At 64.0% G+C, this 25,830-nt stretch carries 24 protein-coding genes; 10 read left to right on the forward strand and 14 right to left on the reverse strand.

The annotated features are described in order from the left end of the window. Window positions 1-83 precede the first annotated feature (83 nt). The 6 genes from J1N02_RS02475 to pedF all read right to left on the reverse strand — a co-directional run bounded on the left by J1N02_RS02475 (window position 84) and on the right by pedF (window position 6,676). Window positions 84-1,604 (reverse strand): aldehyde dehydrogenase family protein, encoded by a 1,521-nt coding sequence (locus J1N02_RS02475; RefSeq protein WP_027606210.1) that lies wholly within the window; start codon window positions 1,602-1,604, stop codon window positions 84-86. A 121-nt stretch (window positions 1,605-1,725) separates the two neighbouring features. Beyond that, a complete protein-coding gene (locus tag J1N02_RS02480; protein ID WP_092354641.1) occupies window positions 1,726-3,501 on the reverse strand; it encodes a PQQ-dependent methanol/ethanol family dehydrogenase in 1,776 nt (591 codons plus the stop codon). A 126-nt stretch (window positions 3,502-3,627) separates the two neighbouring features. Continuing rightward, window positions 3,628-4,560 (reverse strand): quinoprotein relay system zinc metallohydrolase 1, encoded by a 933-nt coding sequence (locus J1N02_RS02485; RefSeq protein WP_414887539.1) that lies wholly within the window; start codon window positions 4,558-4,560, stop codon window positions 3,628-3,630. A 16-nt stretch (window positions 4,561-4,576) separates the two neighbouring features. Next, the gene (locus tag J1N02_RS02490) at window positions 4,577-5,326 is read right to left on the reverse strand and encodes a quinoprotein dehydrogenase-associated SoxYZ-like carrier (RefSeq protein WP_421147120.1); all 750 of its coding nucleotides are present in this window, start codon (window positions 5,324-5,326) and stop codon (window positions 4,577-4,579) included. 9 nt (window positions 5,327-5,335) lie between these two features. Then, window positions 5,336-6,211: a substrate-binding periplasmic protein gene (locus J1N02_RS02495; protein WP_414887538.1), complete on the reverse strand. Its 876-nt coding sequence runs from the start codon at window positions 6,209-6,211 to the stop codon at window positions 5,336-5,338. A gap of 3 nt (window positions 6,212-6,214) precedes the next feature. Next, complete coding sequence (gene pedF, locus J1N02_RS02500; protein WP_027606205.1) at window positions 6,215-6,676, reverse strand: cytochrome c-550 PedF; 462 nt, start codon at window positions 6,674-6,676, stop codon at window positions 6,215-6,217. Window positions 6,677-6,931: 255 nt separating this feature from the next. Here pedF and exaA point away from each other — a divergent pair, with 255 nt between their 5' ends. Together exaA and J1N02_RS02510 are read left to right on the forward strand one after the other, a co-directional pair. Beyond that, entirely contained in the window at window positions 6,932-8,824 is a 1,893-nt protein-coding gene (gene exaA, locus J1N02_RS02505; RefSeq protein ID WP_092354650.1) for a quinoprotein ethanol dehydrogenase, read from the forward strand. 210 nt (window positions 8,825-9,034) lie between these two features. After that, entirely contained in the window at window positions 9,035-9,682 is a 648-nt protein-coding gene (locus J1N02_RS02510) for a pentapeptide repeat-containing protein (RefSeq protein WP_414887536.1), read from the forward strand. 19 nt (window positions 9,683-9,701) lie between these two features. Here J1N02_RS02510 and J1N02_RS02515 read toward each other — a convergent pair whose 3' ends face one another. Next, window positions 9,702-10,328 (reverse strand): response regulator transcription factor, encoded by a 627-nt coding sequence (locus J1N02_RS02515; RefSeq protein WP_065948415.1) that lies wholly within the window; start codon window positions 10,326-10,328, stop codon window positions 9,702-9,704. Next, on the reverse strand, window positions 10,325-11,587 hold the full coding sequence (locus tag J1N02_RS02520) for a sensor histidine kinase (protein WP_414887607.1): 1,263 nt from the start codon (window positions 11,585-11,587) through the stop codon (window positions 10,325-10,327). The genes J1N02_RS02515 and J1N02_RS02520 overlap by 4 nt, the downstream gene beginning before the upstream one ends. Before the next feature lie 168 nt (window positions 11,588-11,755). Here J1N02_RS02520 and J1N02_RS02525 point away from each other — a divergent pair, with 168 nt between their 5' ends. The 6 genes from J1N02_RS02525 (at window position 11,756) to J1N02_RS02550 (ending at window position 16,780) form a co-directional block, all read left to right on the forward strand. Continuing rightward, the gene (locus J1N02_RS02525) at window positions 11,756-12,928 is read left to right on the forward strand and encodes an ABC transporter substrate-binding protein (RefSeq protein WP_098479118.1); all 1,173 of its coding nucleotides are present in this window, start codon (window positions 11,756-11,758) and stop codon (window positions 12,926-12,928) included. A 30-nt stretch (window positions 12,929-12,958) separates the two neighbouring features. Next, a complete protein-coding gene (locus tag J1N02_RS02530) occupies window positions 12,959-13,918 on the forward strand; it encodes a YVTN family beta-propeller repeat protein (RefSeq protein ID WP_414887535.1) in 960 nt (319 codons plus the stop codon). Then, window positions 13,915-14,655, forward strand: a complete 741-nt coding sequence (locus tag J1N02_RS02535) for an ABC transporter ATP-binding protein (protein WP_414887534.1) — start codon at window positions 13,915-13,917, stop codon at window positions 14,653-14,655. Before J1N02_RS02530 ends, J1N02_RS02535 begins: the two co-directional genes overlap by 4 nt. After that, window positions 14,652-15,443 (forward strand): ABC transporter permease, encoded by a 792-nt coding sequence (locus tag J1N02_RS02540; protein WP_414887533.1) that lies wholly within the window; start codon window positions 14,652-14,654, stop codon window positions 15,441-15,443. The genes J1N02_RS02535 and J1N02_RS02540 overlap by 4 nt, the downstream gene beginning before the upstream one ends. A 107-nt stretch (window positions 15,444-15,550) precedes the next feature. Further along, window positions 15,551-16,099, forward strand: coding sequence for a PQQ-dependent catabolism-associated CXXCW motif protein (locus tag J1N02_RS02545; protein ID WP_169898988.1), 549 nt, complete (start codon window positions 15,551-15,553; stop codon window positions 16,097-16,099). A 15-nt stretch (window positions 16,100-16,114) separates the two neighbouring features. Beyond that, the gene (locus J1N02_RS02550; protein ID WP_010209341.1) at window positions 16,115-16,780 is read left to right on the forward strand and encodes a response regulator transcription factor; all 666 of its coding nucleotides are present in this window, start codon (window positions 16,115-16,117) and stop codon (window positions 16,778-16,780) included. Between the two features lie 510 nt (window positions 16,781-17,290). Here J1N02_RS02550 and J1N02_RS02555 read toward each other — a convergent pair. The 5 genes from J1N02_RS02555 to J1N02_RS02575 form a co-directional block, all read right to left on the reverse strand. Then, entirely contained in the window at window positions 17,291-19,231 is a 1,941-nt protein-coding gene (locus tag J1N02_RS02555) for a PAS domain-containing hybrid sensor histidine kinase/response regulator (RefSeq protein ID WP_051429362.1), read from the reverse strand. Further along, window positions 19,173-20,318 (reverse strand): nitric oxide-sensing protein NosP, encoded by a 1,146-nt coding sequence (nosP, locus tag J1N02_RS02560; protein WP_027606194.1) that lies wholly within the window; start codon window positions 20,316-20,318, stop codon window positions 19,173-19,175. The genes J1N02_RS02555 and nosP overlap by 59 nt, the downstream gene beginning before the upstream one ends. 140 nt (window positions 20,319-20,458) lie before the next feature. Beyond that, a complete protein-coding gene (locus tag J1N02_RS02565) occupies window positions 20,459-21,265 on the reverse strand; it encodes a sulfite exporter TauE/SafE family protein (protein WP_368963659.1) in 807 nt (268 codons plus the stop codon). Beyond that, window positions 21,266-22,510 (reverse strand): NAD(P)/FAD-dependent oxidoreductase, encoded by a 1,245-nt coding sequence (locus J1N02_RS02570; protein ID WP_368963661.1) that lies wholly within the window; start codon window positions 22,508-22,510, stop codon window positions 21,266-21,268. It lies immediately after the preceding gene. Window positions 22,511-22,561: 51 nt separating this feature from the next. Then, window positions 22,562-22,897, reverse strand: coding sequence for an ArsR/SmtB family transcription factor (locus J1N02_RS02575; RefSeq protein ID WP_017527038.1), 336 nt, complete (start codon window positions 22,895-22,897; stop codon window positions 22,562-22,564). 94 nt (window positions 22,898-22,991) lie between these two features. Here J1N02_RS02575 and J1N02_RS02580 point away from each other — a divergent pair, with 94 nt between their 5' ends. Then, window positions 22,992-23,855: an MBL fold metallo-hydrolase gene (locus J1N02_RS02580; protein ID WP_368963663.1), complete on the forward strand. Its 864-nt coding sequence runs from the start codon at window positions 22,992-22,994 to the stop codon at window positions 23,853-23,855. 54 nt (window positions 23,856-23,909) lie between these two features. Here J1N02_RS02580 and bkdR read toward each other — a convergent pair whose 3' ends face one another. After that, window positions 23,910-24,398 carry a Bkd operon transcriptional regulator BkdR gene (gene bkdR, locus J1N02_RS02585; protein ID WP_003174877.1) on the reverse strand — a complete coding sequence of 163 codons (489 nt, stop codon included), beginning with the start codon at window positions 24,396-24,398 and terminating at the stop codon, window positions 23,910-23,912. 195 nt (window positions 24,399-24,593) lie between these two features. Here bkdR and J1N02_RS02590 point away from each other — a divergent pair, with 195 nt between their 5' ends. Then, entirely contained in the window at window positions 24,594-25,829 is a 1,236-nt protein-coding gene (locus J1N02_RS02590; protein ID WP_414887532.1) for a 3-methyl-2-oxobutanoate dehydrogenase (2-methylpropanoyl-transferring) subunit alpha, read from the forward strand. The last annotated feature ends 1 nt before the right edge of the window (window position 25,830 follow it).

A 25,830-nucleotide genomic window follows, 5' to 3' on the forward strand; every position in this document is an offset into this window, starting at 1 on the left:
GTGTCAGCCAGCATTTATGCCTCTGACCCACCGCCATCGGGAGCAAGCCCCCTCCCACAGGGGACCGCATTGCAGTCAGAGGGTTAGAAGAAACCCAACGGATTGATGTCGTAGCTCACCAGCAAATTCTTGGTCTGCTGGTAGTGATCGAGCATCATCTTGTGGTTCTCACGCCCCACGCCCGACTTCTTGTAGCCGCCAAACGCCGCATGCGCCGGGTACAGGTGATAACAGTTGGTCCACACGCGACCGGCCTTGATCGCCCGGCCCATGCGGTAGGCGCGGTTGATGTCGCGGGTCCACAGCCCGGCGCCGAGGCCGAATTCGCTGTCGTTGGCAATCGCCAGGGCTTCGGCTTCGTCCTTGAAGGTGGTGATACCCACCACCGGGCCGAAGATTTCCTCCTGGAACACGCGCATCTTGTTGTGGCCCTTGAGCAAGGTCGGCTGGATGTAGTAACCGCTGGACAGGTCGCCCTCCAGGCGCTCGGCCGCGCCGCCGGTGAGCAGCTCGGCGCCCTCTTCCTGGGCGATCTTGAGGTAGGAGAGGATCTTGTCGTATTGCTGCTCGGACGCCTGGGCGCCGACCATGGTCTCGGTGTCCAGCGGGTTGCCGCGTTTGATCTTGACGATCTTCTTCATCACCACTTTCATGAAGTCGTCGTAGATCGACTCCTGCACCAGCGCCCGCGACGGGCAGGTGCACACTTCGCCCTGGTTGAAGAACGCCAGCACCAGGCCTTCGGCGGCTTTTTCGATGAACTGCGGCTCAGCCTGCATGATGTCTTCGAAGAAGATGTTCGGCGACTTGCCGCCCAGTTCCACGGTGGAGGGAATGAGGTTCTCGGCGGCCGCATGCATGATGTGCGCACCGATTGGGGTCGAGCCGGTGAACGCGATCTTGGCAATGCGCTTGCTGGTGGCCAGCGCCTCCCCGGCTTCGCGGCCAAAGCCCTGGACGATATTCAGCACGCCCGGTGGCAGCAGGTCATTGATCAACTCGGCAAACACCATGATCGACAGCGGCGTCTGTTCGGCCGGCTTGAGCACGATGCAGTTGCCGGCGGCCAGGGCCGGGGCGAGTTTCCAGGCGGCCATCAGCAACGGGAAGTTCCACGGAATGATCTGCCCGACCACGCCCAATGGCTCATGGAAGTGATAGGCCGCGGTGTGTTCGTTGATCTCGGCGGCGCCGCCTTCCTGGGCGCGAATGCAGCCGGCGAAGTAACGGAAGTGGTCAGCGGCCAGGGGCACGTCGGCGTTGAGGGTTTCGCGCACGGCCTTGCCGTTGTCCCAGCTTTCGGTCACGGCCAGCACTTCGAGGTGCTGCTCGATACGGTCGGCGATTTTCAGCAGCACCAGGGAGCGATCCTGGGGCGAAGTCTTGCCCCAGGCGTCGGCGGCGGCATGGGCAGCGTCAAGGGCCTTGTCGATATCGGCAGCGTTGGAGCGCGGGAATTCGGCGATCGCTTCACCGGTCACCGGCGAGGTGTTGGTGAAGTACTCACCACTGAGCGGGGCGACGAACTCGCCGCCGATGTAATTGCCGTAGCGCTGCTTGAAGCTGACGATGGCGCCAGGGGTGCCAGGTTGTGCGTAGATCATGTTAAAGCCTCTGTCTGGGTCCGGGCCTGTCGGTCAACAGGCGATGACCCGATAGTAAAGAGCCCCCGCTGGCGGGCGAATGCGCCGTTGGCAGGGGGGCACTTGTCATTTGGTCGTAGTTTCAGTGCCTGGCGACCAGCTCTTTGGGCAGCTTGAAGGTCCAGAGCATGCCGCCCTGGTTGAAGTCCTTGATGCGCTTGGCCACTTCACCGCCCCACAACGGCACGGCGCCGCCCCAGCCGGAGAGCACCGAGACGTACTGTTCGCCGTCCATTTCCCAGGTCACAGGCGAGCCGAGCACGCCGGAGCCGGTCTGGAACTCCCAGACCTTCTCGCCGGTCTTGGCATTGAACGCCTGCAGGAAGCCTTCCGGCGTGCCGGTGAACACCAGGTTGCCCTTGGTGGTCAGCACGCCGCCCCACAGCGGCGCGAAGTTCTTGTGGCGCCAGACTTCCTTGCCGGTCTTCGGGTCGATGGCGCGCAGTACGCCGATGTAGTCTTCGTTCAGCGGCTTGATGGTGAAGCCGGCGCCAAGGAACGCCGCGCCCTTCTTGTAGGCGATGCCTTCGTTCCAGATGTCCATGCCCCACTCGTTGGACGGCACATAGAACAGCCCGGTGTCGCGGTTATAGGCCATCGGCATCCAGTTCTTCGCACCGAGGAACGCCGGCGCGACAAACACCGAGGTGCCCTTGGTTTCGCTGCCCGGCGCGCCTGGGCGGCTGGCTTCGTTGTAGATCGGTCGACCGTCCTTATCCAGGCCGCTGGCCCAGGTGATCTTGTCGACAAACGGGAAGCCGCGGATGAACTTGCCGTTGGTGCGGTCGAGCACGTAGAAGAAGCCGTTGCGGTCGGCGGTGGCCGCCGCTTTGATTTCCTTGCCGCCTTCGGTGTAGTTGAAGGAGATCAGCTCGTTGACGCCGTCATAGTCCCAGCCGTCGTGGGGCGTGCTCTGGAAGTGCCACTTGATGGTGCCGTCGTCCGGGTTCAGCGCCAGGCGCGAGGACGAGTAGAGGTTGTCGCCGGGGCGCAGGTGCGAGTTCCACGGCGCCGGGTTGCCGGTGCCGAACAGCAGCAGGTTGGTTTCCGGGTCGTAGTAGCCGCCCAGCCACGGTGCGGCGCCGCCGGTTTTCCACAGGTCGCCCGGCCAGGTCTTGCCCGCCTCGCCGCCGGAGATGCCGTTTTCCACGGCTTTGCCGTCCTTGTAGACATAACCCATATGGCCTTCGACCGTCGGGCGGCTCCACAGCAGCTCGCCGTTTTTCGGGTCATAGGCCTGGATCTTGCCGACCACGCCGAATTCGCCACCGGCCACGCCGGTGATCAGCTTGCCGTTGACCACCAGGGGCGCGGCGCTGATCGAGTAGCCTTCCTTGTGGTCGGCGACCTGCTTGCTCCACACCACTTTGCCGGTGTCTTTGTTCAGCGCCACCAGCTTGGCGTCGAGGGTGCCGAAGAACACCAGGTCGCCGTACAGCGCCACGCCACGGTTGATCACGTCACAGCACGGGCGGATGTCATCGGGCAGACGCGCATCGTACTGCCAGAGCTTCTTGCCGGTGCGCGCATCCACCGCGAACACCCGCGAATAGGAACCGGTGAGGTACATCACCCCGTCCTTGATCATCGGCTGCGCCTGTTGCCCACGCTGCTTCTCGCCGCCAAAGGAAAACGCCCAGACCGGGCGCAGGTCCTTGACGTTGTCGACGTTCAGGGTATCGAGGGGGCTGTAGCGCTGGCCCTGCACGCCCAGGCCGTTGGTGACGATCTGCCCGGGGTTTTTCGGGTCCTGGAGGATGTCCTCATCGCTGACCGAGGCCATGGCCTGGCCGGATAACAGGATGGCACCGAGCAACACACTCAAGGCGAAGGGTTGGCGACGTGCGGGTTGGGTCATGACGGCTACCTCTGCGGTTTTTTGTTATACCCGGGAAATTTTCCCGGTCTGGTGCAGATTCTTGGGCGCAGGGGCCGTTGTCACAATTGACCGCAGTATCGAGTTTGCTAGTTCCTTAGTAGCGGGTCAGCGCGGCGAATCCACGCGTTGCATCTGTTCGCGCTCGTACCGCGGGTACAGGTGGCTGACGCTGCGGATCAACTCATAGCGGCTCAGGCTGATCGCGGCGAAGCGTGCGGGGATGGGGCTGCGGATCATCTCGGCCATGTCGCTGCCCTGGGCGGCCCCGTCACGCAGCAGTTGATCGAGCCAGGTCAGGTAGTCGCGCATCTGCGTAAAGGGTTGCGCGTCGCTGGCCACCGGGCCATGGCCGGGCACGATCAGGGTCCAGGGCAAGGCTTGCAGGGTGCCGAGGTCCGCCAGCCACACCGCCAGCCCCGGGCTGTTGGGGGTGGTGAGGGCGCGCTGGTAAAACACCAGGTCGCCGGCGAACAACACGCCGGTGCCCTGGTCGAAGATCGCCAGGTCGGCGCCGGTGTGGCCGCTGAGCGCGAGCAGGCGCAGGTCATGGCGGCCCACGCTCAGCACACCGGGCTCCAGCACCTGGGTGGGCAACACCACCTCGGTGCCGCGCATCCAGTCGCCGACCATGCGGTAGAGGTTTTCCGCCATGCCGTCGCCCTGCTCGTGCAGCAGCCGCGTGGTCTCGGCCAGGGCGCCGATGGGCACGTCCTTGAAGGCCTGGTTGCCCAGCGCATGGTCGGGGTGATGATGGGTAATCAGTACCTGGATCACCGGCTTGGGGGTGACACGGGCGATGGCCTCGCGCATGGCTTCGCCGTAGCGCCGCGACGGTCCGGTATCGATCACCACCACACCGGCCTCGGTGACGATGAAGGCGGTGTTGACGATATTGCCGCCGTTGGCCTTGGCAAAATTGTCGGTACTGCCTTCGAGCAGCCAGGTGTCGTCGGCGATCAGCCGGGGCGCAAGGGCGTAGTCGAGGTCCGCCAGGGCGGGCAGGCTCAGGCCCAGGCATAACAATAGAATCCAGCGCATGCCGCGCTCCTTCTGGTCAGGGGATGGACGCGTCGAACTCATTGCCGCTGTTGTCGCGCAGCACCAGGCGGGTGGCCCCCGGCGCGGCGATATCAAAGGCCAGGTTGGGGTTTTCGCTGACCGCCGGGAACAGCTCAAGGTCAGCCAGCACCTGGCCGTCCTGGCCGCGCAGTTGCGCATGGTTGATAAAAAACTCGGGGATGCCGCTGACCATGCCGTTGTCCATCGGGTGCGCCACCTGCACACGCACGCGGCTGAACTCGCCACGCGGGTAACGGCCGCCGAGCACTTCGCCGATGTGCTCTTCCCAGCCCGGCTGGGTGCGTACCACGCTGGGCGCGGTGCAGCCGCCACCGGCCGCGTCGATCAGGGTCGAGCCCACGTGCCACAGGCCGTCATCGGTGAGCACCGCCGCCCGCAACGGGGTGGCCTGCTCGATACGAATCCGCAGCGACAGCCATGGCAGCACCCCGGCCTTGGGCTGGAAGTCGACGATTTTCGGCAATGGGTTGAGCTCGGCCCAGGCCAGGATCTTCACCACATGGCCGTTGAAGGCGCGGGCGTCGATTTCCAGGGGCACCTGACGCGCATCTTCGGCGAACGGCGGCGCGAGCAGCTTGACTCGGTCGTCGAACACGAACGGCGCCTGCGCCAGGAACTGCTTGTGATAGAAGTCCCACATCACCGACGGCACCGGGTCGACCTCCACGGCGTGCGCCGCCAGCGGCAGCCAGCAGGCCAGGATGCAGCTCAGTCGCCAGTTCATCCCCTGCTCCTATTGATACATCTCGGGCACTTCGTACTGCAGGCCGTAACGGGCATAGATGGCTTGCACCGCGCCGTCGCGGATCAGGCCTTCCAGCGCCTCTTCCACCGCGTAGGCCAACTGGCGATTGCTCTCGTGCACTGCCATGCCGATCTCCCAGCGTTGCTTGCCCATGTTCGGGTAGGCGTTTTCGGCGAGGGCCAGTTGCGGGTCGTGGGCTTCATGCACCTGCCAATCGACTTCGCCGCGCATCGCCATCACCGCATCGACCTCACCGGCTTTCATCGCCGCAAAGGCCTGGGGGACGTCGGGGTAGTGATGGGTCCTGGCGGCGAGCATGCCGTTGAACACCGAGGTGAGGTAGAACGACGGCACACTGTCGACTTCGACGCCAATCGGGTGCTGCTCGAACACCGCCACGCTGGCGACCGTGTCCAGGCGCCGACGATCGTAGGCCACCTGCCATTGTTCGTTCTGGTACGGCCCGAACATCACCACATGGCCGTTTTCCAGTTCGCCCTGGTCGTTGCGCTTTTGCGCGTAATCGCGGTCGTAGGGCGCGCGCATCATCAGGTCGGCCAGTTGCTGGTTGTGCAACGGACTGCCGCGCCAGATGTAGTCGCGCAGGTCGTCGTCGAGCTTCTCGCCGGCCGGCGCCCAGATCAACGTGAGCCGTACCCCCAGCGCCGTGGCCAGGGCCTGGGCCAGTTCCACGTCGACCCCGCGCGCGGTGGCGCCATCTTCGAAACTGTAAGGGGCAAAATCCTTGTACACCGCCACGTTGATTTCGCCGGCGGCGATCATCTGGTCATAGCTGCGCACCTGCGCCTGTGCCGGCTGGCAACACAGCAGGGCCAGGCCAAGCACATAAGCGAACAGGCGCATGGCTTACTCCTCGACGTGCACGCTGTCCAGGTAGGTGCGCACGGCCCACAAGGCTTCCTGGCTCAGGTAGTCGGCCATTTTCGGCATGTACACGCGGCCGTCACGCACCGCGCCATGGCGCACGCGCTCGACGAACCACTCATCACCGGCTTCGCCCACATCCAGCATGCGCAGGTCGGGGGCGATGCCGCCGGACTTGGCTTCCAGGCCGTGGCAGGCGGCGCAGTTCTGGTTATAGGCGGACGAGCCGATTTCCACGGCCCGGTCGTGTTCAGGCGAGGTGCGGTACGGATTGACCGCCGCCCAGCCGTCTTCGTTGACCGGCACGCCGGCGTCCTTGATCGAGGTCAGGCCCTTGGTTTCCACCGCTTGCGGGACCACGTTGCCATGGGCCCAGGCGGAGCCCCCGGCGATCACACCGACCAACAGCCCGGCGACGAGCAAGGCATTGTGTTTTGTTGTCATTATTTTTGCCCTCAGGATTGCACGCAAAACCTCATTGCAGAGGCTATGGCAACCATCTTAGAAACCCCGGGGCATGGGCCGTATGCTGCTTTGGTGGCCGCCCTCTCCTCCCTTGGTAGTAGGGCTTGTGGGGCACGCCTAAAACAGCGGCGCCTCGGGAAGTCTTCCCGGCCACAGCGGGAGTTTTTCCGTATCCGCCCGGCGCCCCGGCGTTCCACCCTGTGCAGGCCAAAACCTCCACTGGGAACTGCAACCATGACAATAAGATCGCTACCCGCCCGCTCACCTTTAAGCCTTGCCGTGCAAGCCTTTTTGCTGGTGGGCAGCCTGTCCCTCAGTGCGGCAACGTTTGCCGCCGCCGAACCCGCCAAGCCGACGCACAATGTCACCTGGGAAGACATCGCCAACGACCACCTGACCACCCAGGACGTGCTGCAATACGGCATGGGCACCAACGCCCAGCGCTGGAGCCCGCTGGCCCAGGTCAACGACAAGAACGTGTTCAAGCTCACCCCTGCCTGGTCCTACTCGTTCGGCGATGAGAAGCAACGCGGCCAGGAATCCCAGGCCATCGTCAGCGACGGCGTGGTCTACGTCACCGGCTCCTATTCCCGGGTGTTCGCCCTCGACGCCAAGACCGGCAAGCGCCTGTGGACCTACAACCACCGCCTGCCCGACAACATTCGCCCATGCTGCGACGTGGTCAACCGCGGTGCGGCGATCTTCGGCGACAAGATCTACTTCGGCACCCTCGACGCACGCCTGATCGCCCTCGACAAGCACACCGGCAAAGTGGTGTGGAACAAGAAGTTCGGCGATCACGCCGCGGGCTACACCATGACCGGCGCCCCGGTGCTGATCAAAGACAAGGTCAGCGGCAAAGTGCTGCTGATCCACGGCAGCTCCGGCGATGAATTCGGCGTGGTCGGCCAGCTGTTTGCCCGCGACCCGGACACCGGGGAAGAAGTGTGGATGCGCCCGTTCGTGGAAGGCCATATGGGCCGCCTCAACGGCAAGGACAGCACCACCACCGGCGACGTCAAGGCGCCTTCGTGGCCGGATGACCCGACCACCGCAACCGGCAAGGTCGAGGCCTGGAGCCACGGCGGCGGCGCTCCTTGGCAGAGCGCGAGCTTCGATGCCGAGACCAACACGATCATCGTCGGTGCCGGCAACCCCGGCCCGTGGAACACCTGGGCGCGCACCGCCAAGGACGGCAACCCCCACGACTTCGACAGCCTCTACACCTCCGGCCAGGTCGGCGTCGACCCGAGCACCGGCGAAGTGAAGTGGTTCTACCAGCACACCCCGAACGATGCCTGGGACTTCTCCGGCAACAACGAGCTGGTGCTGTTCGACTACAAGGACAAGGACGGCAAGGTGGTCAAGGCCACCGGCCACGCCGACCGCAACGGCTTTTTCTATGTGGTGGACCGCAACAACGGCAAGCTGCAGAACGCCTTCCCGTTCGTGGACAACATCACCTGGGCCAGCCATATCGACCTGAAGACCGGGCGTCCGGTGGAGAACGAAGGCCAGCGTCCGGCCAAACCCTTGCCGGGTGAAACCAAAGGCAAACCGGTGGAAGTCTCGCCGCCGTTCCTGGGGGGCAAGAACTGGAACCCCATGGCCTACAGCCAGGACACCGGCCTGTTCTACATCCCGGGCAACCAGTGGAAAGAGGAATACTGGACCGAAGAGGTCAACTACAAGAAAGGCTCGGCGTACCTGGGGATGGGTTTTCGCATCAAGCGCATGTATGACGACCACGTCGGCACCCTGCGGGCGATGAACCCGACCACCGGCAAGGTAGTGTGGGAGCACAAGGAAGCCTTGCCGCTGTGGGCCGGCGTGCTGGCGACCAAGGGCAACCTGGTGTTTACCGGTACCGGCGACGGTTTCTTCAAGGCCTTCGACGCGAAAACCGGCAAGGAGCTGTGGAAGTTCCAGACCGGCAGCGGCATCGTCTCGCCGCCGATCACCTGGGAGCAGGATGGCGAGCAGTATGTCGGCGTCACCGTCGGCTACGGCGGCGCGGTGCCGTTGTGGGGCGGCGACATGGCCGAGCTGACCAAGCCGGTGGCACAAGGCGGGTCGTTCTGGGTGTTCAAGATCCCGAGCTGGGATCAGAAGACCGCGCAAAAATAACCTCCACGAGAATGCCGGGCCGCTTTTTGCAGCAGGCGGCTTCTTCCCTTGTGGTGAGCGGGCTTGCCCCGCGCAGGGCTGCGAAGCGGCCCTGGCATTCTTCCAGTACCTCCGTGCGCTCAGGGTTTACGACTGCTGCGCAGCCGAGCGCGGGGCAAGCCCGCTCACCACAACAAGCCCGCTCACCACAGGATCCCCAGAGGTCGCACGATGAACTACCTGCCCTTGTTACTCCTGCTCTGCCTGCCCGTGGCCCACGCCGAGGATGGGGACGATGCGCCGCTGATCATCAACGGCTGCACCATCGCCGCACACAGCCAATGCCCCGGCGCCAACCTCAAGGGCGCCAACCTGCGCAACCAGGACTTGAGCAAGATGAACCTGGCCGGCGCTGACCTGCGCGAGGCGGATCTGCGCCATGCCAACCTCGACCTGGCCAACCTGGAAAAAGCCCGACTGCAAGGCGCCAACCTGACCCGCGCCAGCCTGCAACAGGCCAACCTGCGCCTGGCCGACTTCAGCGGCGCCACGTTGATGGCGATCCAGGGTTGGGGCGTGTTCGCCCAGGGTGCGCAGTTCGAAAACGCCAACCTCAGCGCGGCCTACCTGCAATTTGCGCGGCTGTCGGGGGCGAAAATGCACAAGGCCAACCTGCGTGCGGCCGACCTGGAAATGACCTGGTTGAGCAAGGCCGACCTGCAAGGGGCCGACCTCAGCGATGCCAACCTGCAGGAAGCCAAGTTCGGCGAGAGCAACCTGGAACAGGCCACCCTCACCGGCAGCCGCCAGCACTACGCGAACTTCCAGGATGCCAATATGGAAGGCTGCATCGACTGCCCCACCACCTGGGATCGCTAGCCCCCCCGCGCATACGCTGTTATCCAACCACCCGCACCACGCCCATGTCGATCCCCAGGTGCACCAGTTCGGCATGGGAACTCACCTGCAATTTGCTCTTGAGCAAGGTCAGGTGATTGGACACGGTCTTGCTGCTGATATTCAGCTGGTCGGCAATCGCTCGGGTCGGCGTGCCCCTGGCCAGCATCAGGAAGATTTCCAGCTCGCGCGGGGTCATGCCCTGCAAACGTTGATCACCGGGCGTATAGGCCAGTTCAGTGGCCAGGGCCTGTTCGATGTAGGCGTGACCGTCGAGGATGCGCCGCACCGCTTCGATCAACACCTCGGGTGCCGAGGTTTTGGTCAGGTAGCCCGAGGCGCCCGCCTCCAGGGCCTGGCGCACCAGGGGCAACTCGTCGTGCATGCTGAAAAACAGCACGCGCAGGTGCGGCAAGCGCTGGCGCAGGCGCCGGGTGGTTTCCAGGCCGCTGATGCCCGGCAGGCCGAAGTCCATGATCACCAGGTGCGGCAGCGCTTCCTGGACCCGGCTCAACGCCTCTTCGCCACTGGCCGCCTCGCGCACTTCAACGGCCGGCAGCAGCGCACGCAACAGGCTGGCATAGCCTTGGCGTACCACCGCGTGGTCATCCACCAACAGAATATTCATGAGGCCTCCAACGGCATGTTCAACGCCAACGCCCAGCCGGCGCCGGGCTGGCTGATGATCTTCAATTCGCCGCCCAGGCAACGGGCGCGTTCGGCCATTGAATACAGGCCCACGCCGGGCCGCTGGGGCGTGTCTGCACCGCGACCGTTATCACGCACCCACAGGCGCAGGCGCGAACCGCGATGTTGCAGGCGCACGTGCACCTGGCTGGCGTCGGCATGCCGCAGGATGTTGGTCAGGGCTTCCTGGAGCAGGCGGTACAGATGAGTCTTGCTGGCGCCGGGCAACAGCGGCAGGTCGGTGCTGACCTGCAGGTGGCAGGGAATGCCGTGGCTGGCCTGCCACTGGGTGACCAGCAGCGCAAACGCCTCGGCCATCGGCAGGTGTTGCAGGGCCACCGGATAAAGGTCGTGGACCAGTGCCCGGAAGCCTTGCTGCAAGTGCTCGCAGTGATCCTCGAGTTGCGCCACCGTGGGCGCCAGCAGGTGCGGCTGGTCGGTGGCCAGGCGCAACAGGCAGGCCTGGGCGCGAATGCCGGCCAGGTATTGGCCGAGGTCATCGTGCAGGGTCTGGGCCAGGTGGGTGCGCTCCTGCTCCTGCACCGCCAGCAGGGTCTGGGTAAGCCGGGTGTTATCGGTGCGCGCCTGCTCCAGGGCGTCGGTCATGCGGTTGAAGTGCAGCGCCAGTTGGCGTGCTTCCGGCGCGCCTTGGCTGCGCAGGCGCACATTGAGCTGGCCGGCGCACACCTGTTGCAGTGCGCGCAGCAATTCATCCAGCACGCCCATGCCCCGGCGCACCGCCCAGCGGATGGTCAACAGGCTCAGGGCCAGAGCCAGTGCGCACAGGCCCAACAATTGTTGCAGGGAGTCCCAGACCTCGTCGATTTCATCCCGTGGGTCGACAGTGATGGACACACGCCGGCCGTCCGGCAAGTCCAGCACCTGGGCACTGCGCCGCGCCTCGGCAAACAACAGGCGCCCGAGCCAGGCGTCCAGCCCGTCCGCGTCCGGCGCTTGCACGGTGTCGCCGCTCGCCAGCCAGTGCACACGCACATGGCGCAAACTCGCGGTGAGGTGGGGTTGCAGGCTGGCCGGATCGCGCGCGGCGGTTTCGCTCAGGTAGTGCACCACCGCTTCGGCCGATTGCAGCTCGCGCTCCACATCGGCCAGAGCCTGGTGCAGCAACAGCGCGGTGCAGGCGCAGGTCACCAGGATGAAGAAGCCGCACACCCATAGATTGATGCGCCACAAGGCCGACAAGACGCGCATGCTGGTGTCACTCCTGTGGATAGAGCCCGTGGTGCTCCATGCTAAAACCCCACGGCGCGCCCGGGGCTACTACCTTGGTACTGCCCCAGCGCTACTTTCTGCATATTTGCAGCGACGTTCAGGGTTCCTATGCTGGCGCTACCTGTCATGGAGTGCCCTATGCGCCAGCTCGCCCCCTACGCCGTGATCTGCCTGCTGGCGATCGCCTGGGCCGCCACCGGCCAGGCCGCCGAAGCGCCCTTGCAGGTGCAGATCGGCTACCTGGGTTATCGGCCCGATCCGGGCCCGCTGCTGTCGAATGTGATTGCCGAGCCTGCCGATGCCGGGCAGCGTGGTGCTGAACTGGCGATCATCGACAGCAACAGCACCGGCGCCTTTCTCAACCAGCGCTACAGCCTGACCAGCGCCACGGTGGACACTCCGGACGCTCTGCTCGCCGCCGCCCAGGCCCAGCATGCCCAGGGCCTGCGCCTGTTCGTGATCAACGCACCCGCCGCCAGCCTGCGCCAACTCAGCGCGGCGTTGCCCGACAGCCTGCTGTTCAACGCCGGCAGCCCGGATGACCGCCTGCGCAGCAGCGACTGCCTGGGCAACGTGCTGCATACCCTGCCCAGCCGCGCGATGCTCGCCGATGCGCTGGCGCAGTTCCTGGTCGTGCGCAAATGGCAGAAGGCACTGCTGATCGTCGGCCCCACCGAGGATGACCAGGCCTACGCCGCCGCCCTGCGTCGTGCCGCCAAGCGCTTCGGCGTGCAGCTGGTGGCGGAAAAGGCCTGGCGCTTCGATAACGACCAACGCCGCAGCGCCCAGGCGGATATGCCGCTGTTCACCCAGACCGCCGAATACGACGTGGTGCTGGTGGCCGACGAGCGCGGCGACTTCGGCGAGTACGTGCCCTACCAGACCTGGTACCCGCGCCCCGTCGCCGGCACCCAGGGCCTGACGCCCACCGGCTGGCACAAAACCGTCGAGACCTACGGCGCCGCCCAATTGCAGAAACGCTTCGAGGCCCTGGCCGGGCGTTGGATGAACGACCGCGACTTCGCCGCCTGGATGGCCGTGCGCAGCGTCGCCAGTGCAGTGAGCAAGTTGCGCCAGGTCGAGCCCATGGCGATCCGCCAAGTGGAAATCAGCGAGCAACTGCCCCTGGACGGATTCAAGGGCCGCAAGCTCAGTTACCGCCCCTGGAACGGCCAACTGCGCCAGCCGATTCCCCTCGTGCAGCCCCGCGCGCTGGTCAGCACCTCGCCCCAGGACGGTTTCCTGCACCCCACCAACGAAATGGACAGCCTGGGCTATGACAAACCCGAGGTGACCTGCCGCTTCCCTTGATCAACTACCCACCATAATAAGGAATCCGCCATGCGCCGCACCCTGCTCCCATGCGCCCTGCTGCTTGCCGCCGGGCACGCCGTGGCCAGTACCGCCTGGGTCTCCAACGAGAAGGACAACAGCCTGAGCCTGATCGACATGCAGACCCTGCAAGTCACCGACACCCTCAAGGTCGGCCAGCGTCCGCGAGGCTTGCTGCTGTCCCATGACAACAAGCTGCTGTACATCTGCGCCAGCGACTCGGACCGCGTGCAGGTGATGGACGTGGCCACGCGCAGGATCATCAAGGAACTGCCCTCCGGCAAAGACCCCGAGCAATTCGCCCTGCACCCCAATAACCGCTGGCTGTACGTGTCCAACGAAGACGATGCGCTGGTCACCGTGATCGACACCGAGACCTCCAAGGTGCTCGGCCAGATCAACGTCGGCGTCGAGCCCGAAGGCATGGCCGTGAGCCCGGATGGCAAGTGGGCGGTGAACACCAGCGAAACCACCAACATGCTGCACTGGATCGACACCAGCACCCAAACCCTGGCCGACAGCACCCTGGTGGACCAGCGCCCGCGCTTCGTCGAGTTCAACCACGATGGCTCGCAGCTGTGGGCCTCGGCGGAAATCGGCGGCACCGTGACCATCCTCGACGTGGCCAGCCGCGCGATCCTCAAGACCCTGACCTTCAAGATCAAGGGCGTGCACCCGGACAAGGTGCAGCCGGTCGGCATCAAGCTCAGCGCCGACGGCAAGTACGGTTTTGTCGCCCTCGGCCCGGCCAACCATGTGGCGGTGATCGACGCCAAGACCTTCGAGGTCCTCGACTACCTGTTGGTGGGCCGCCGCGTGTGGCAGATGGCATTTACCCCGGACGAGAAACAGTTGCTGGCCACCAATGGCGTGAGCGGTGATGTGTCGGTGATCGATGTGGACAACCTCAAGGTGATCAAGTCGGTGAAGGTCGGGCGTTATCCGTGGGGCGTGGTGGTCACGCCATGAACGCCCTGGAGGTGCGCGACCTGAGCTTCGCCTACGGCGCACGGCAGGCCTTGTGCGAGGTGAGTTTCAGCCTGGCGCCAGGGCGTTTTGCGGCGCTGCTGGGGCCCAATGGCGCCGGCAAATCCACCTTGATCGCCCTGCTCACGCGGCTGTATGACCTGCAAAGCGGCGACATTCGCGTGGGCGGTCATTCCCTGCGTGAGGCGCCGCGTGCGGCCCTTGCGCAATTGGGTGTGGTGTTCCAGCAGAGCACCCTGGACCTGGACTTGAGCGTGGAACAGAACCTGCGCTACCACGCCGCGTTGCATGGTTTGTCGCGACGCCAGACCGACCTGCGCGTCGCCGCCGAACTGGCCCGCCAGGCCCTCACCGAACGGCGCCGGGAAAAAGTCCGCGAACTGAACGGCGGGCACCGCCGCCGCGTGGAAATCGCCCGGGCATTGCTGCATGAGCCGCGCCTGCTGCTGTTGGATGAGGCCAGCGTCGGCCTCGACCCCGCCAGCCGCCTGGCGCTGAACCAGCACGTGCGCAGCCTGTGCCTCGAACACGGCATCAGCGTGCTGTGGACCACTCACCTGCTCGACGAAGTACAGGCCGACGATGCCTTGATGATCCTGCACCAGGGCCGCCTGGTGGCCAGTGGGCAAGTCGATGCCTTGATCGCGCAACAAGGCGGCGACCTGGGCAGCGTGTTCGCGCGCTTGACCCGCCCCACCACGACGGGAGCGGCGGCATGAACGCTTACTGGCAATGCCTGCGCGGCATCGTGCTGCGCGAGTGGCTGCGCTTTGTGTTGCAGCGCACGCGGTTTCTCAGTGCGCTGGTGCGCCCCTTGCTGTGGCTGCTGGTGTTCGCCACCGGGTTCCGCGCTGCGCTGGGCATCTCGGTGATCGAGCCCTACGACACCTACATCCCCTACGAGGTGTACATCGTCCCGGGGCTGGCCTGCATGATCCTGCTGTTCAACGGCATGCAGGGCTCGCTGTCGATGGTCTACGACCGCGAGATGGGCAGCATGCGCGTGCTGCTGACCAGCCCGCTGCCGCGCACGTTTTTGCTGTGCAGCAAGCTGTTGGCCACCGCGCTGATTTCGCTGTTGCAGGTGTATGGGTTCCTGGCGATCGCCTGGGTGTACGGCGTGCAACCGCCGGCCATGGGGCTGGTCGTCGCCCTGCCGGCGTTGCTGCTGGTGGCCTTGATGTTGAGTGCCCTGGGCTTGCTGCTGTCGAATGCGATTCGCCAGCTGGAGAACTTTGCCGGGGTGATGAACTTCGTGATCTTCCCGCTGTTTTTCCTGTCATCGGCGCTGTACCCGTTGTGGAAGATGCGCGACTCCAGTGAATGGCTGTACTGGCTGTGCGCGGTCAACCCGTTTACCCACGCCGTGGAGCTGGTGCGCTTTGCCCTGTACCAACGCTTCGCCGGCCTGGCCCTGGCGGTGTGCCTGGGTTTGACCGTGCTGTTCACGGTGTTGGCGGTGCTGACCTTCAATCCCCAGCATGCAGCGTTGCGCAAAAAGGGCTGAGGGCGGCAAAACTACTACTTTGGTACTGGTTTTCCTGTCTATCGTCGCATTCCCAAGGGCTCGGGACTCACGTGTAATGCGCGCATAACGATAAGGATTGCCCTGCCATGCTGCCTGCCCGACTGCCTCTATTGGCGCTGCTGTGCCTGTTCGTCGCCCACGTCCAGGCCGACACCCCGCTGTTTTCCGCCGAGGGCTACCGCATCAGCCTGTACCGCAGCCCCACGCCCGACCACCTGCCAGGCGCCACGATTGTCGACACCGCGGCCCTGCAAACCCTGCTCGATCAAAGCCCGGCGCCAGTGCTGATCGATGTGTACCGCCGCCAATGGCTGCAAGGCCGCTTCATCGAAGACCAGCCCCACGCCAACCTGCCCGGCAGCCATTGGCTGGCCAATACCGGCGACGGCGACCTGACGCCGGAGTGGCAAAGCTATTTCGTGCGCCACTTGTATGCCTACAGCGGCGGCGACCTCAAGCGACCGTTGGTCTTCTATTGCCGCTCCGATTGCTGGCTGAGTTGGAACGCGGTAAAACGTGCCGCCAACCTCGGCTATACCTCTGTGTACTGGTATCGCGACGGCCTGGATGCCTGGGAAGCGGCGAAGCTGCCGGTGACGGTCGCCCAACCCGAGCCATTTCAAACCTCACAATAAGAAAGGTGAACGGCCATGTACAAAATCCTGATTGCCGACGATCACCCACTGTTTCGCGAAGCGATCCATAACGTCATCAGCGACGGCTTCCCCGGCAGCGAAGTGATGGAAACCGCCGACCTCGACAGCGCCCTGGCATTGACCCAGGAACACGACGACCTCGACCTGATCCTGCTCGACCTGAACATGCCCGGCATGCATGGCCTCAATGGCCTGATCAACCTGCGCAACGAGGCGCCGACCATTCCGGTGGTGATCGTCTCGGCCGAGCAGGACAAGCAGGTCGTGCTGCAAGCCATCACCTACGGCGCCGTGGGCTTTATCACCAAATCCTCGCCGCGCCTGCAAATGACCGAGGCGATCCAGCAGATTCTCAACGGCAACGTGTACCTGCCGCCGGACATCATCCGCACCCAGAAACCCGGCACCCACCGACGCCTCAACGAAAATCCCGGCTTCGCCCCCGAACTGCTGCAAGCCCTGACGCGCAAGCAGTTGCTGGTGCTGGAGCGCATGACCAAGGGCGAATCGAACAAGCAGATCGCCTACACCCTGGAAATTGCCGAGACCACGGTGAAGGCCCATGTGTCGGCGATCCTGCGCAAGTTGAATGTACATAACCGGGTGCAGGCGATCCTCAGTGCCGGGGATATCGATTTCGGCTCGTACCTGCGCCGCTGACCCATCTGACACAACACAAATAAAATGTGGGAGGGGCTTGCTCCCGATGGCAGTGGAGCAGTCGGCATCTACTTGACTGAACCACCGCTATCGGGGGCAAGCCCCCTCCCACATTGGTTCTCTGTTTGTCAGGGCCGGCCGAGCAGGTGGCTCATGGCAGTCTTGAGCATCAGCGCCGCCAATCTTCCAGACACAACACAAATAAAATGTGGGAGGGGGCTTGCTCCCGATGGCAGTGGAGCAGTCGGCATCTACTTGACTGAACCACCGCTATCGGGGCAAGCCCCCTCCCACATTGGTTCTCTGTTTGTCAGGGCCGGCCGAGCAGGTGGCTCATGGCAGTCTTGAGCATCAGCGCCGCCAATCTTCCAGACCCAACACAAATCAAAGGTGGGAGGGGGCTTGCCCCCGATGGCGGTGTATCAGTCAGTTATGATGTCGACTGACCCACCGCTATCGGGAGCAAGCCCCCTCCCACATTTTGATCTCCACTTGTGGGTATTTCGCCGTTCATTTTCCGAGCAGGTGGCTCATGGCGGTCTTGAGTTTCATCGGCCGCACCGGCTTGTGCATCAGCGTGTGCCCCAACTCGCGAATTTGCAGCTTGAGTTCATTGCTGTAGTTGGCGGTGATCATCAGCGCCGGTATCGCGCGGCCGCGGCGTCCATTGATGCGGGCGACGGCGTCGACGCCGTTCTGGTCGTCGTCGAGGTGGTAGTCGGCGATCAGCAAGTCGGCTTCGGCATGGTAGTTGTCCACCTGGCGTGCCAGGTCCTGCTCGGACAACGCGGTGATCACCTGGCAGCCCCAGCCTTCGAGCAAGGTGCGCATGCCCGCGCAGATCGCCGCGTCGTTATCCAGCACCCACACCCGCGCGCCTTGCAGGCGTTCGAGCATCGGTTCGCTCATGGCCAGGATCGGCAGAGACTTGGGCGCCGTGGCGCTCAACGGCACCTCCACCGAGAACATCGAGCCCTTGCCCGGCCAGGATTTGACGCTGATGCGATGCCCCAGGATCCCGGCGATCTTTTCCACGATCGCCAGCCCCAGGCCCAGCCCACGGTCCTGGTCGGGCCGCTGCACATCGCCGCGCTTGAATTCCTGGAAAATCTCCTCCAACCGCTCCTCGGCGATGCCCATGCCGCTGTCCCACACTTGGATCGACAAACGCTGATGCTGGCGGCGACAGCCCAGTACCACCCGCCCCTTGTAGGTGTAGCGAAGCGCATTGCTCAGCAGGTTGCGCAGGATCCGCGCCAGCAACTGAATATCGCTGCGCACCAGCGCCGAACAACCGACAAAATGCAATTCCAGGCCCTCGCTGCGGGCCAATTCGGTGTACTCGGCGGCCAGGTTATCCAGCAGTTCGCTCAGGGCAAACGGCGCGATGTCGGCCTTGATCACCCCGGCATCCAGCTTGGAAATATCCACCAGGGTGCCCAGCAGGTTTTCCACGTCTTCCAGGGAATTGCTCACGTTGCGCACCAGGGTTTCGCTGGGCCGCTCCAGCAGTGCGCTGGTGAACAGGCGCGCCGCATTCAAAGGTTGCAGCAGGTCATGGCTGACAGCGGCGAGGAATTTGGTTTTCGACAGGTTGGCCTGCTCGGCCTCGAGCTTGGCTTCGCGCAGGCGCGCCTCCATGCGCCGGCGCTCGTCGATCTCCTGCAACAACTGGTCGTTAAGCGCGGTGAGCTCCGAGGTGCGCTGGGCCACGCGCTGCTCCAGGTGCTGATAGGCCTGGTGCAGGGCTTCGGCGGTGCGGCGGCGTTCGGTGATGTCGCGGATCAGCACGAAGATCCCCACCACTTCGCCGCTGGCCAGCATATTCGGCACATAGGAGCGCAGCATGTAGCGCTCCTGGTTATTGATATTGGTCTCGGCGAACTCGAAGGTCACGCTCTCCCCGGCCAGGGCGCGGGCGACGTAGGCGTCCAGGCGCTGGCAATGCTGCTCGCTGTGGACTTCGCGCAGGCTCTGGCCGAGCATCATGCCGCGCGGCCAGCAATACCATTCTTCATAGACTTTATTGGTGAACTCGTAGACCAGGTCGGCATTCAGGTAGCCGATCAGGGCCGGGACGTTATCGGTGATCAGACGAATCCAGCGTTCGCTTTCCTGGGCCTTTTGCGCCGCGGCCTGTTCGCCGCGCAGGGTTTCGGCGCGCAGCCGGGCGTTGATCAGCAAGTGGTTGCTGGCCTTGAGTTCGGCCATCGCCTGGTTCAGCGCGTCGGTGCGTTCGCGCACTTGCTCGGCCAGCACCACCGAATGCTGAAAGGTGGTGTACGGGTTATTGCCCTGGGCCATGCCGGACTCGATGCGCTCGATCAGCGCCGCGTTGATCCGCGCCAGCTTGTGGTTGTCCTGCTGCAGCTGGGCAACCTGGGCGAGCAGTTCAGCGCCGGCCTCGGGCAATGGCGACCCCGGTGAAGGTCTGGTTGATATGCATGCCATTGAACTGTTCTCCGTAGGTGTTGAAACCCATCACCCGCTGGTCGCGCAGGAAGCCGCCGATCTGTTCCAGATTGTCGCTGTCTTCCAACTCCAGGCGGCGCAGGAAGCAGTCGCAGCCGATGGTCAACAGCAGGTCGCCAAGGCGCGCCTGCAGGCCGTCGAACAGGGTTTGCAGGTTTGGCAGGATCGGCCCGGGCTTCATCACGGTAAGGACGATGCCGTTTTCCACCGCGCAGTAGAAACTCAGGCTCAGGTCGTCGTGCACTTGCTGGATCGCGCGCACGTAGTACTGGTCGTGGATGCGCACCGCCAACGGGTGCGCCGCGAAGACGCGGTGGTCGAGGTCGGCCACGGCCACGCCGATATGCCGCGCGTACTCTTCGGCGGCGGGTTCGGCGTTGAGCTCGAAGACCCGGCGTGACGGGCTGTCGGCGCCGGTCACCACCAGCTTTTCACTGCGCGGCAGGATGTGGTGGGTGGTGAACACCTCGAAGTCCAGCCAGGTATTGACCAGCACCACCACCGCCGCGCCGCTGTGGAAGGCGCCGTTGAAGTACACATGGGTGTGGGTGAGGAAGTTGTCGTCGCCGGCCGAACCGCCGAAATGCGGAATGTCGCCGAGCGCCGCGCTGAGGGCGGCGAGCACCACTTCTTCGCGGCTGGACAGGCCATCGAGCAGGGTCAGGGCGAAGGTGTTGCCCTTGATCGGTGCCAGGGTATTGCTGCGGCAACCGCCGACCAGACGTTCGACCATCTGCTGGGCGTCGATCAGGCTGAAGTGTTCCACCTGGTCGATCAGTTCCGTGGCGATGGAAAAGTGCGCATGGTTGAAGCCCATCGCCGTAATGCAATTGCGCCCATAGCCCTGGGGCGTGATCTCGCCGGCGCTGGTGCAGCCCACCACGCGCACGTTGCCGAAACACTCCTGCAGGGCGCGGCCCAGGGCCTGCAGGTCGTAGGACGCCGAGCAGAAAAACAGCACGAAGCCCAGGTACGGATGCAACAGTTGCCGCGCCAACTCCTCGGCGGCCTGCCCGGCATCGGTGGCCTGGGACATGGCACTGACTACGCCTTCACTGTTGTGCATCGTTGCCTCCCCCCTCTGAAGCATGAGTGTACGAAGGGCGGGGGACGGGACCTATGCTACTTGGGTACTGGGTGGGGGGATGCGATGGGATGAATCGCTCAAAAACAAGGGAGATTCAACTGTTGGACTGCATTTCAAATTCACAGCAAAGCGTTCACAAGCATTCCAGCTGCAACCACTACACACAGGCTGGCAAACCCCACCTGCAAGGTGCGGGCGGGGATCACCGAACACAGGCGCCGGCCGATCAGCATGCCGACGATGCTCGCCGCGATAAACACCCAGCCCACGGGTTCGATGCGCACACCGGCATGGAACGCGCCAGCCACGCCGATCAGCGAAATCAGGCTGATCACCATCAGCGACGTGGCGACGATGCCGCGCATCTGCACGTCGGTGAGTTGCTTGAACGCCGGCACGATCAAAAAGCCGCCGCCCACCCCGAGCAACCCCGAGACTGCCCCCGTTACCGCGCCCAGTGCGGCCAGGGTGGCGCTGCATTTGGCGGTCCAGGCCAGGCGCCCGGTCTGCTGGTTGAGCATGCAGTTCTTCTGGCCCCAGGACGCCGCGCCATGGTCGCTCGGCCCGGCCTCGAGCTTTTCACGCTGCAACATGCGCCAGGCCACCAGCACCATCAAGGCACTGAACAGGCCCATCAGCGCCGGCTCCGGCAACTGGTGGGCGAGAAACACCCCCAGCGGCGAAAACAGCGCGCCGAGCAAGGCGATCAACAGCGCGGCGCGGTAACGCACCAGGCCGTGGCGTAAGCCGTCAATCGCCCCGACGGCTGCTGCCGCCCCCACCGCAAGCAACGACACCGGCGCGGCCTGGGTCATGGTCAAGCCCAACCCCAGCACCAACGCCGGCACCCCGAGGATGCCGCCGCCCGCGCCGGTCAGGCCCATGACCAGGCCCATCAACACGCCTAAAACGCTCGCCAGCAGCATTCAGTCCACCTTGCTCAGACGGGTCAGCCACTCGCGGCCCTTGAGCATGCCGTTCCAGTAGAACCACGGCAGCAACGTCGCCTTGAGAAACCACATCGAACGGCGTGCCCGGGTCGGGTCGAGGGGAAAGGTCGGCAGCAGCTTGCCGCCGTAGCCGAACTCGGCCAGCACCACCTTGCCCTTCTCCACCGTCAGCGGGCACGAACCATAGCCGTCGTACTTGAGCGGCAGCGGCGCCTGTTTGCGCAGGGCCAGCAGGTTTTCGGCGACCACCACGATTTGCTTGCGCACGGCGGCGGCGGTCTTGGCATTGCTGGTGCCGCACACATCGCCCAGGCCGAAGATCTGCGGGTAGCGCTGGTGTTGCAGGCTGTGGGGGTTCACCTCGCACCAGCCGGCAGCGTCGGCCAGCGGGCTTTGGAGGATAAAGTCCGGGGCAACTTGCGGCGGCACCACGTGCAGCAGGTCGAAGGATTTTTCCTCGAGGGTGATAGTGCCCTCGGCGTCCTTCACCTCGAACCAGGCCTTGCGCGCCGGGCCGTCGACCTTGACCAGGTTGGCGTTGAACGCCAGGCGCGCGTTGTACTTCTCCACGTACTTCATCAGCGGTGGCACAAAAGTCGCCACGCCGAACAGTGCCGCGCCGGCCAGGTTGAATTCGACGTCGATGTGCTTGAGGTCACCGTGCCTGAGCCAGTGATCGCAGGACAGGTACATGGCCTTTTGCGGTGCACCCGCACATTTGATCGGCATGGCCGGCTGGGTAAAGATCGCCTTGCCGCGCTTCAACTGCTGCACCAGCTGCCAGGTATACGCCGCGTGCTCATAGCTGTAGTTGGACGTGACGCCGTTGCGGCCCAACGTGTCTTCCAGGCCCTCGACTTTCTCCCAGGCCAGGCGCAGGCCTGGGCAGACGATCAGGTGGTTCCAGGTCACCCGCTGGCCGCTGTCGAGCACCAGGGCGCGCTCATCCGGCAACAACTCGGTAACGGCAGCCTGCACCCAGGTGACGCCATTGGGCAGCACGTCGGCCAGGGGGCGTCGGGTCTTTTCCAGGTCGTAGGCGCCGCCGCCGACCAGGGTCCAGGCCGGCTGGTAGCAGTGCTGGTCGCAGGGTTCGATAAGGGTGATGTTGAGGTCGGGGTCGCGCTTGAGCAGGCTGGCCAGCAGGCCGATGCCTGCCGAACCGCCGCCGATGACGACGATATCGCCACTGATGGTTGGCCCCCAGTGTTGGTCGGTCATGGTCTATTGCCTTTTATCGTCAATGCACACAAGGGTCGCTGCCGTATGGCGTCACGCCCAGCTTTTTATCACCGCGCCGCAGTAAAGGCCGGACAGTGTCTTCATCACTTGGATCACTTCGTGGCTGGCCAGCCCGTAGAAGATGTACTTGCCTTCGCGACGGGTGGCGACCAGCCCTTCGTCACGCAGGATGCCCAACTGCTGTGACAGCGTGGGCTGGCGTACGCCGGTCATGGTTTCCAGCTCGCCGACGTTGCGTTCGCCCTGGGTCAGTTGGCACAGGATCAACAGGCGATCCTCATTGGCCAGGGCCTTGAGCAAGGCACAGGCCTTGGATGCCGACGCGCGCAACTGGGCGACTTCGCCTTCACTCAGAGTAGATTCCATTTGCCTCGGGTCCTTTGCGTCACTTAAGCTCAAAACATTATGTGTAAATGTAAAGTGATTGTAATCACTTTTTTCAACATCAGGGGCAGCCGTCATGTCAGCGTTGATTCATTCCTTTCTGGACGAGGCGTCGTCGACCTACACCTACGTCGTCTATGAAACGGACGGCGGCCTCTGTGCCATCGTCGATTCGGTGCTCAATTACGACCCGGCCTCCGGGCGCACCGACACCGCCCAGGCCGACAAGGTCATCGCCTTTGTGCGTGAGCACGACTTGCAGGTGCAATGGCTGCTGGAAACCCACGCCCACGCCGACCACCTGTCGGCCGCGCCGTACCTGCGCCGCACCCTGGGCGGCAAGATCGCCATCGGCCAGGCGATCAGCAAGGTGCAGGACGTGTTCAAGCACCTGTTCAACCTGGAGCCGGAATTTCGCGTCGACGGCTCGCAGTTCGACCACCTGTTCGCGCCGGATGAAATCTTCCACATCGGCACCATCAAGGCCCAGGCCCTGCACGTGCCCGGGCATACCCCGGCGGACATGGCCTACCTGATCGACGACCGCTTGATCCTGGTGGGCGACACCCTGTTCATGCCCGATGTCGGCACCGCCCGCTGCGACTTCCCCGGCGGCGATGCACGCCAGCTGTATGCGTCGACGCGCAAACTGCTGGCCTTTGCCCCCGACATCCAGCTGTACGTGTGCCATGACTACCCGCCCGAAGGGCGCGAGGCCAAATGCCTGACCACCGTGGCGGAGCAGCGCGCGGGCAATATCCATGTGCATGACGGAGTGGATGAAGCGGCGTTCGTGGCGATGCGCACCCAACGCGATGCCGGGCTGGGGATGCCCACGCTGTTGTTGCCGGCGATCCAGGTGAATGTGCGGGCCGGTCATATGCCGCCGGCGGAAGAGAATGGGGTTACTTACTTGAAGATACCCCTCAACCAACTCTGAGATGCGGAAATAATGTTGGAGGCCTGCCCCCTCCCACATTGGTAATCTGATGCATCAGCTACCGAGGCTGATGCCATTGGCCGGGAGCGGCAACGCTGTCTTATAGCGCACCTGCTTAAGCGCAAAGCTGGAGCGAATATTCGCCACCCCCGGCACCTTGGTCAGGAAGTCCATCATGAAACGCTCCAGCGACTGGATCGTCGGCACCAACACCCGGATCAAATAGTCCGGGTCGCCGGCCATCAAGTAGCACTCCATCACCTCGGGCCGGTCGGAAATCGCGCCTTCGAACTGCTGCAGCGCCAGCTCGTTCTGTTTTTCCAGGCTCACATGAATGAACACATTCACGTGCAACCCCAGCAGATCGGCGTCGAGCAGGGTGACCTGTTCGCGAATCAAGCCCAGTTCTTCCATGGCCTTGACCCGGTTGAAACAGGGTGTGGGCGACAGGTTGACCGAGCGGGCCAGGTCGGCGTTGGTAATCCGCGCATTCTCCTGCAGCGCGTTGAGAATGCCGATATCGGTACGGTCCAGTTTGCGCATGAGACAAAATCACCTGTTTATTATGTTTATGCAGGTTTTTTATCCGCAAATGATCGCGGGCGCAATGAAACACAGATAAATATTCTTCTACGCCACGCCTATGATTGTTGTAGGACAAGATTTCTCTTACCCGGAGACTGACTGTCAGCTAGCGCGCCCACTACAAGAAATTCACAAGATCGAGCGTAGAAAGCCATGAATCAGCCGTATGCCCCACTGCGCCTGCACGTTCCCGAACCCTCGGGCCGCCCAGGCTGCAAGACCGACTTTACCTACCTGCGCCTGACCGACGCCGGCCTGGTGCGCAAACCCGCCATCGACGTAGAACCCGCCGACACCGCCGACCTGGCCAAGGGCCTGATCCGCGTGCTCGACGACCAGGGCCAGGCCCTGGGCCCGTGGGCCGAAGGGGTTCCCGTGGAGATCCTGCGCAAAGGCATGCGTGCCATGCTCAAGACGCGGATCTTCGACAACCGCATGGTGGTCGCCCAGCGTCAGAAAAAAATGTCGTTCTACATGCAGAGCCTTGGCGAAGAAGCCATCGGCAGCGCCCAGGCCCTGGCCTTGAACATCGACGACATGTGCTTCCCCACCTACCGCCAGCAAAGCATCCTGATGGCCCGCGACGTGCCGCTGGTGGACCTGATCTGCCAGTTGCTGTCCAACGAGCGCGATCCGCTCAAGGGCCGCCAGTTGCCGATCATGTATTCGGTCAAGGACGCAGGCTTCTTCACCATTTCCGGCAACCTCGCCACCCAATTCGTACAGGGTGTGGGCTGGGGCATGGCCTCGGCGATCAAGGGCGATACCAAGATCGCCTCGGCCTGGATCGGTGACGGCGCCACCGCCGAATCCGACTTCCACACCGCCCTCACCTTTGCCCACGTGTACCGCGCCCCGGTGATTCTCAACGTGGTCAACAACCAGTGGGCCATCTCCACCTTCCAGGCCATCGCCGGTGGTGAAGCCACCACCTTCGCCGGACGCGGCGTCGGCTGCGGCATCGCCTCCCTGCGCGTGGACGGCAACGACTTTATCGCGGTGTACGCCGCCTCCGTCTGGGCCGCCGAGCGTGCGCGCCGCAACCTCGGGCCGAGCCTGATCGAATGGGTCACCTACCGCGCCGGCCCGCACTCCACCTCGGACGATCCGTCCAAATACCGCCCCGCCGACGACTGGAGCCACTTCCCGCTGGGCGACCCGATTGCCCGCCTCAAGCAGCACCTGATCAGGATTGGCCAGTGGTCCGAAGAGGAGCACGCGGCGGTCAGTGCCGAACTGGAAGCCGAGGTGATCGCCGCGCAGAAACAGGCCGAACAGTACGGCACCCTGGCCGGTGGCCAGATCCCAAGCGCCGCGACCATGTTCGAAGACGTCTATAAAGAGATGCCGGAGCACTTGAAGCGCCAGCGTCAAGAGTTGGGGATCTGAC

The organism is Pseudomonas sp. NFX5 (assembly GCF_049132125.1).
Taxonomy (GTDB): domain Bacteria; phylum Pseudomonadota; class Gammaproteobacteria; order Pseudomonadales; family Pseudomonadaceae; genus Aquipseudomonas; species Aquipseudomonas marginalis.

Coding starts and splice junctions, on each gene's coding strand:
- J1N02_RS02510 (WP_414887536.1), top strand. CDS start 9,035: ATGAACTACCTGCCCTTGTTACTCCTGCTCTGCCTGCCCGTGGCCCAC.
- J1N02_RS02540 (WP_414887533.1), top strand. CDS start 14,652: ATGAACGCTTACTGGCAATGCCTGCGCGGCATCGTGCTGCGCGAGTGG.
- J1N02_RS02590 (WP_414887532.1), top strand. CDS start 24,594: ATGAATCAGCCGTATGCCCCACTGCGCCTGCACGTTCCCGAACCCTCG.
- J1N02_RS02550 (WP_010209341.1), top strand. CDS start 16,115: ATGTACAAAATCCTGATTGCCGACGATCACCCACTGTTTCGCGAAGCG.
- J1N02_RS02475 (WP_027606210.1), bottom strand. CDS start 1,604: ATGATCTACGCACAACCTGGCACCCCTGGCGCCATCGTCAGCTTCAAG.
- J1N02_RS02480 (WP_092354641.1), bottom strand. CDS start 3,501: ATGACCCAACCCGCACGTCGCCAACCCTTCGCCTTGAGTGTGTTGCTC.
- exaA (WP_092354650.1), top strand. CDS start 6,932: ATGACAATAAGATCGCTACCCGCCCGCTCACCTTTAAGCCTTGCCGTG.
- J1N02_RS02555 (WP_051429362.1), bottom strand. CDS start 19,231: ATGGCATGCATATCAACCAGACCTTCACCGGGGTCGCCATTGCCCGAG.
- J1N02_RS02515 (WP_065948415.1), bottom strand. CDS start 10,328: ATGAATATTCTGTTGGTGGATGACCACGCGGTGGTACGCCAAGGCTAT.
- J1N02_RS02545 (WP_169898988.1), top strand. CDS start 15,551: ATGCTGCCTGCCCGACTGCCTCTATTGGCGCTGCTGTGCCTGTTCGTC.
- J1N02_RS02580 (WP_368963663.1), top strand. CDS start 22,992: ATGTCAGCGTTGATTCATTCCTTTCTGGACGAGGCGTCGTCGACCTAC.
- J1N02_RS02570 (WP_368963661.1), bottom strand. CDS start 22,510: ATGACCGACCAACACTGGGGGCCAACCATCAGTGGCGATATCGTCGTC.
- J1N02_RS02495 (WP_414887538.1), bottom strand. CDS start 6,211: ATGCGCCTGTTCGCTTATGTGCTTGGCCTGGCCCTGCTGTGTTGCCAG.
- J1N02_RS02535 (WP_414887534.1), top strand. CDS start 13,915: ATGAACGCCCTGGAGGTGCGCGACCTGAGCTTCGCCTACGGCGCACGG.
- pedF (WP_027606205.1), bottom strand. CDS start 6,676: ATGACAACAAAACACAATGCCTTGCTCGTCGCCGGGCTGTTGGTCGGT.
- bkdR (WP_003174877.1), bottom strand. CDS start 24,398: ATGCGCAAACTGGACCGTACCGATATCGGCATTCTCAACGCGCTGCAG.
- J1N02_RS02565 (WP_368963659.1), bottom strand. CDS start 21,265: ATGCTGCTGGCGAGCGTTTTAGGCGTGTTGATGGGCCTGGTCATGGGC.
- J1N02_RS02490 (WP_421147120.1), bottom strand. CDS start 5,326: ATGAACTGGCGACTGAGCTGCATCCTGGCCTGCTGGCTGCCGCTGGCG.
- J1N02_RS02575 (WP_017527038.1), bottom strand. CDS start 22,897: ATGGAATCTACTCTGAGTGAAGGCGAAGTCGCCCAGTTGCGCGCGTCG.
- nosP (WP_027606194.1), bottom strand. CDS start 20,318: ATGCACAACAGTGAAGGCGTAGTCAGTGCCATGTCCCAGGCCACCGAT.
- J1N02_RS02485 (WP_414887539.1), bottom strand. CDS start 4,560: ATGCGCTGGATTCTATTGTTATGCCTGGGCCTGAGCCTGCCCGCCCTG.
- J1N02_RS02525 (WP_098479118.1), top strand. CDS start 11,756: ATGCGCCAGCTCGCCCCCTACGCCGTGATCTGCCTGCTGGCGATCGCC.
- J1N02_RS02530 (WP_414887535.1), top strand. CDS start 12,959: ATGCGCCGCACCCTGCTCCCATGCGCCCTGCTGCTTGCCGCCGGGCAC.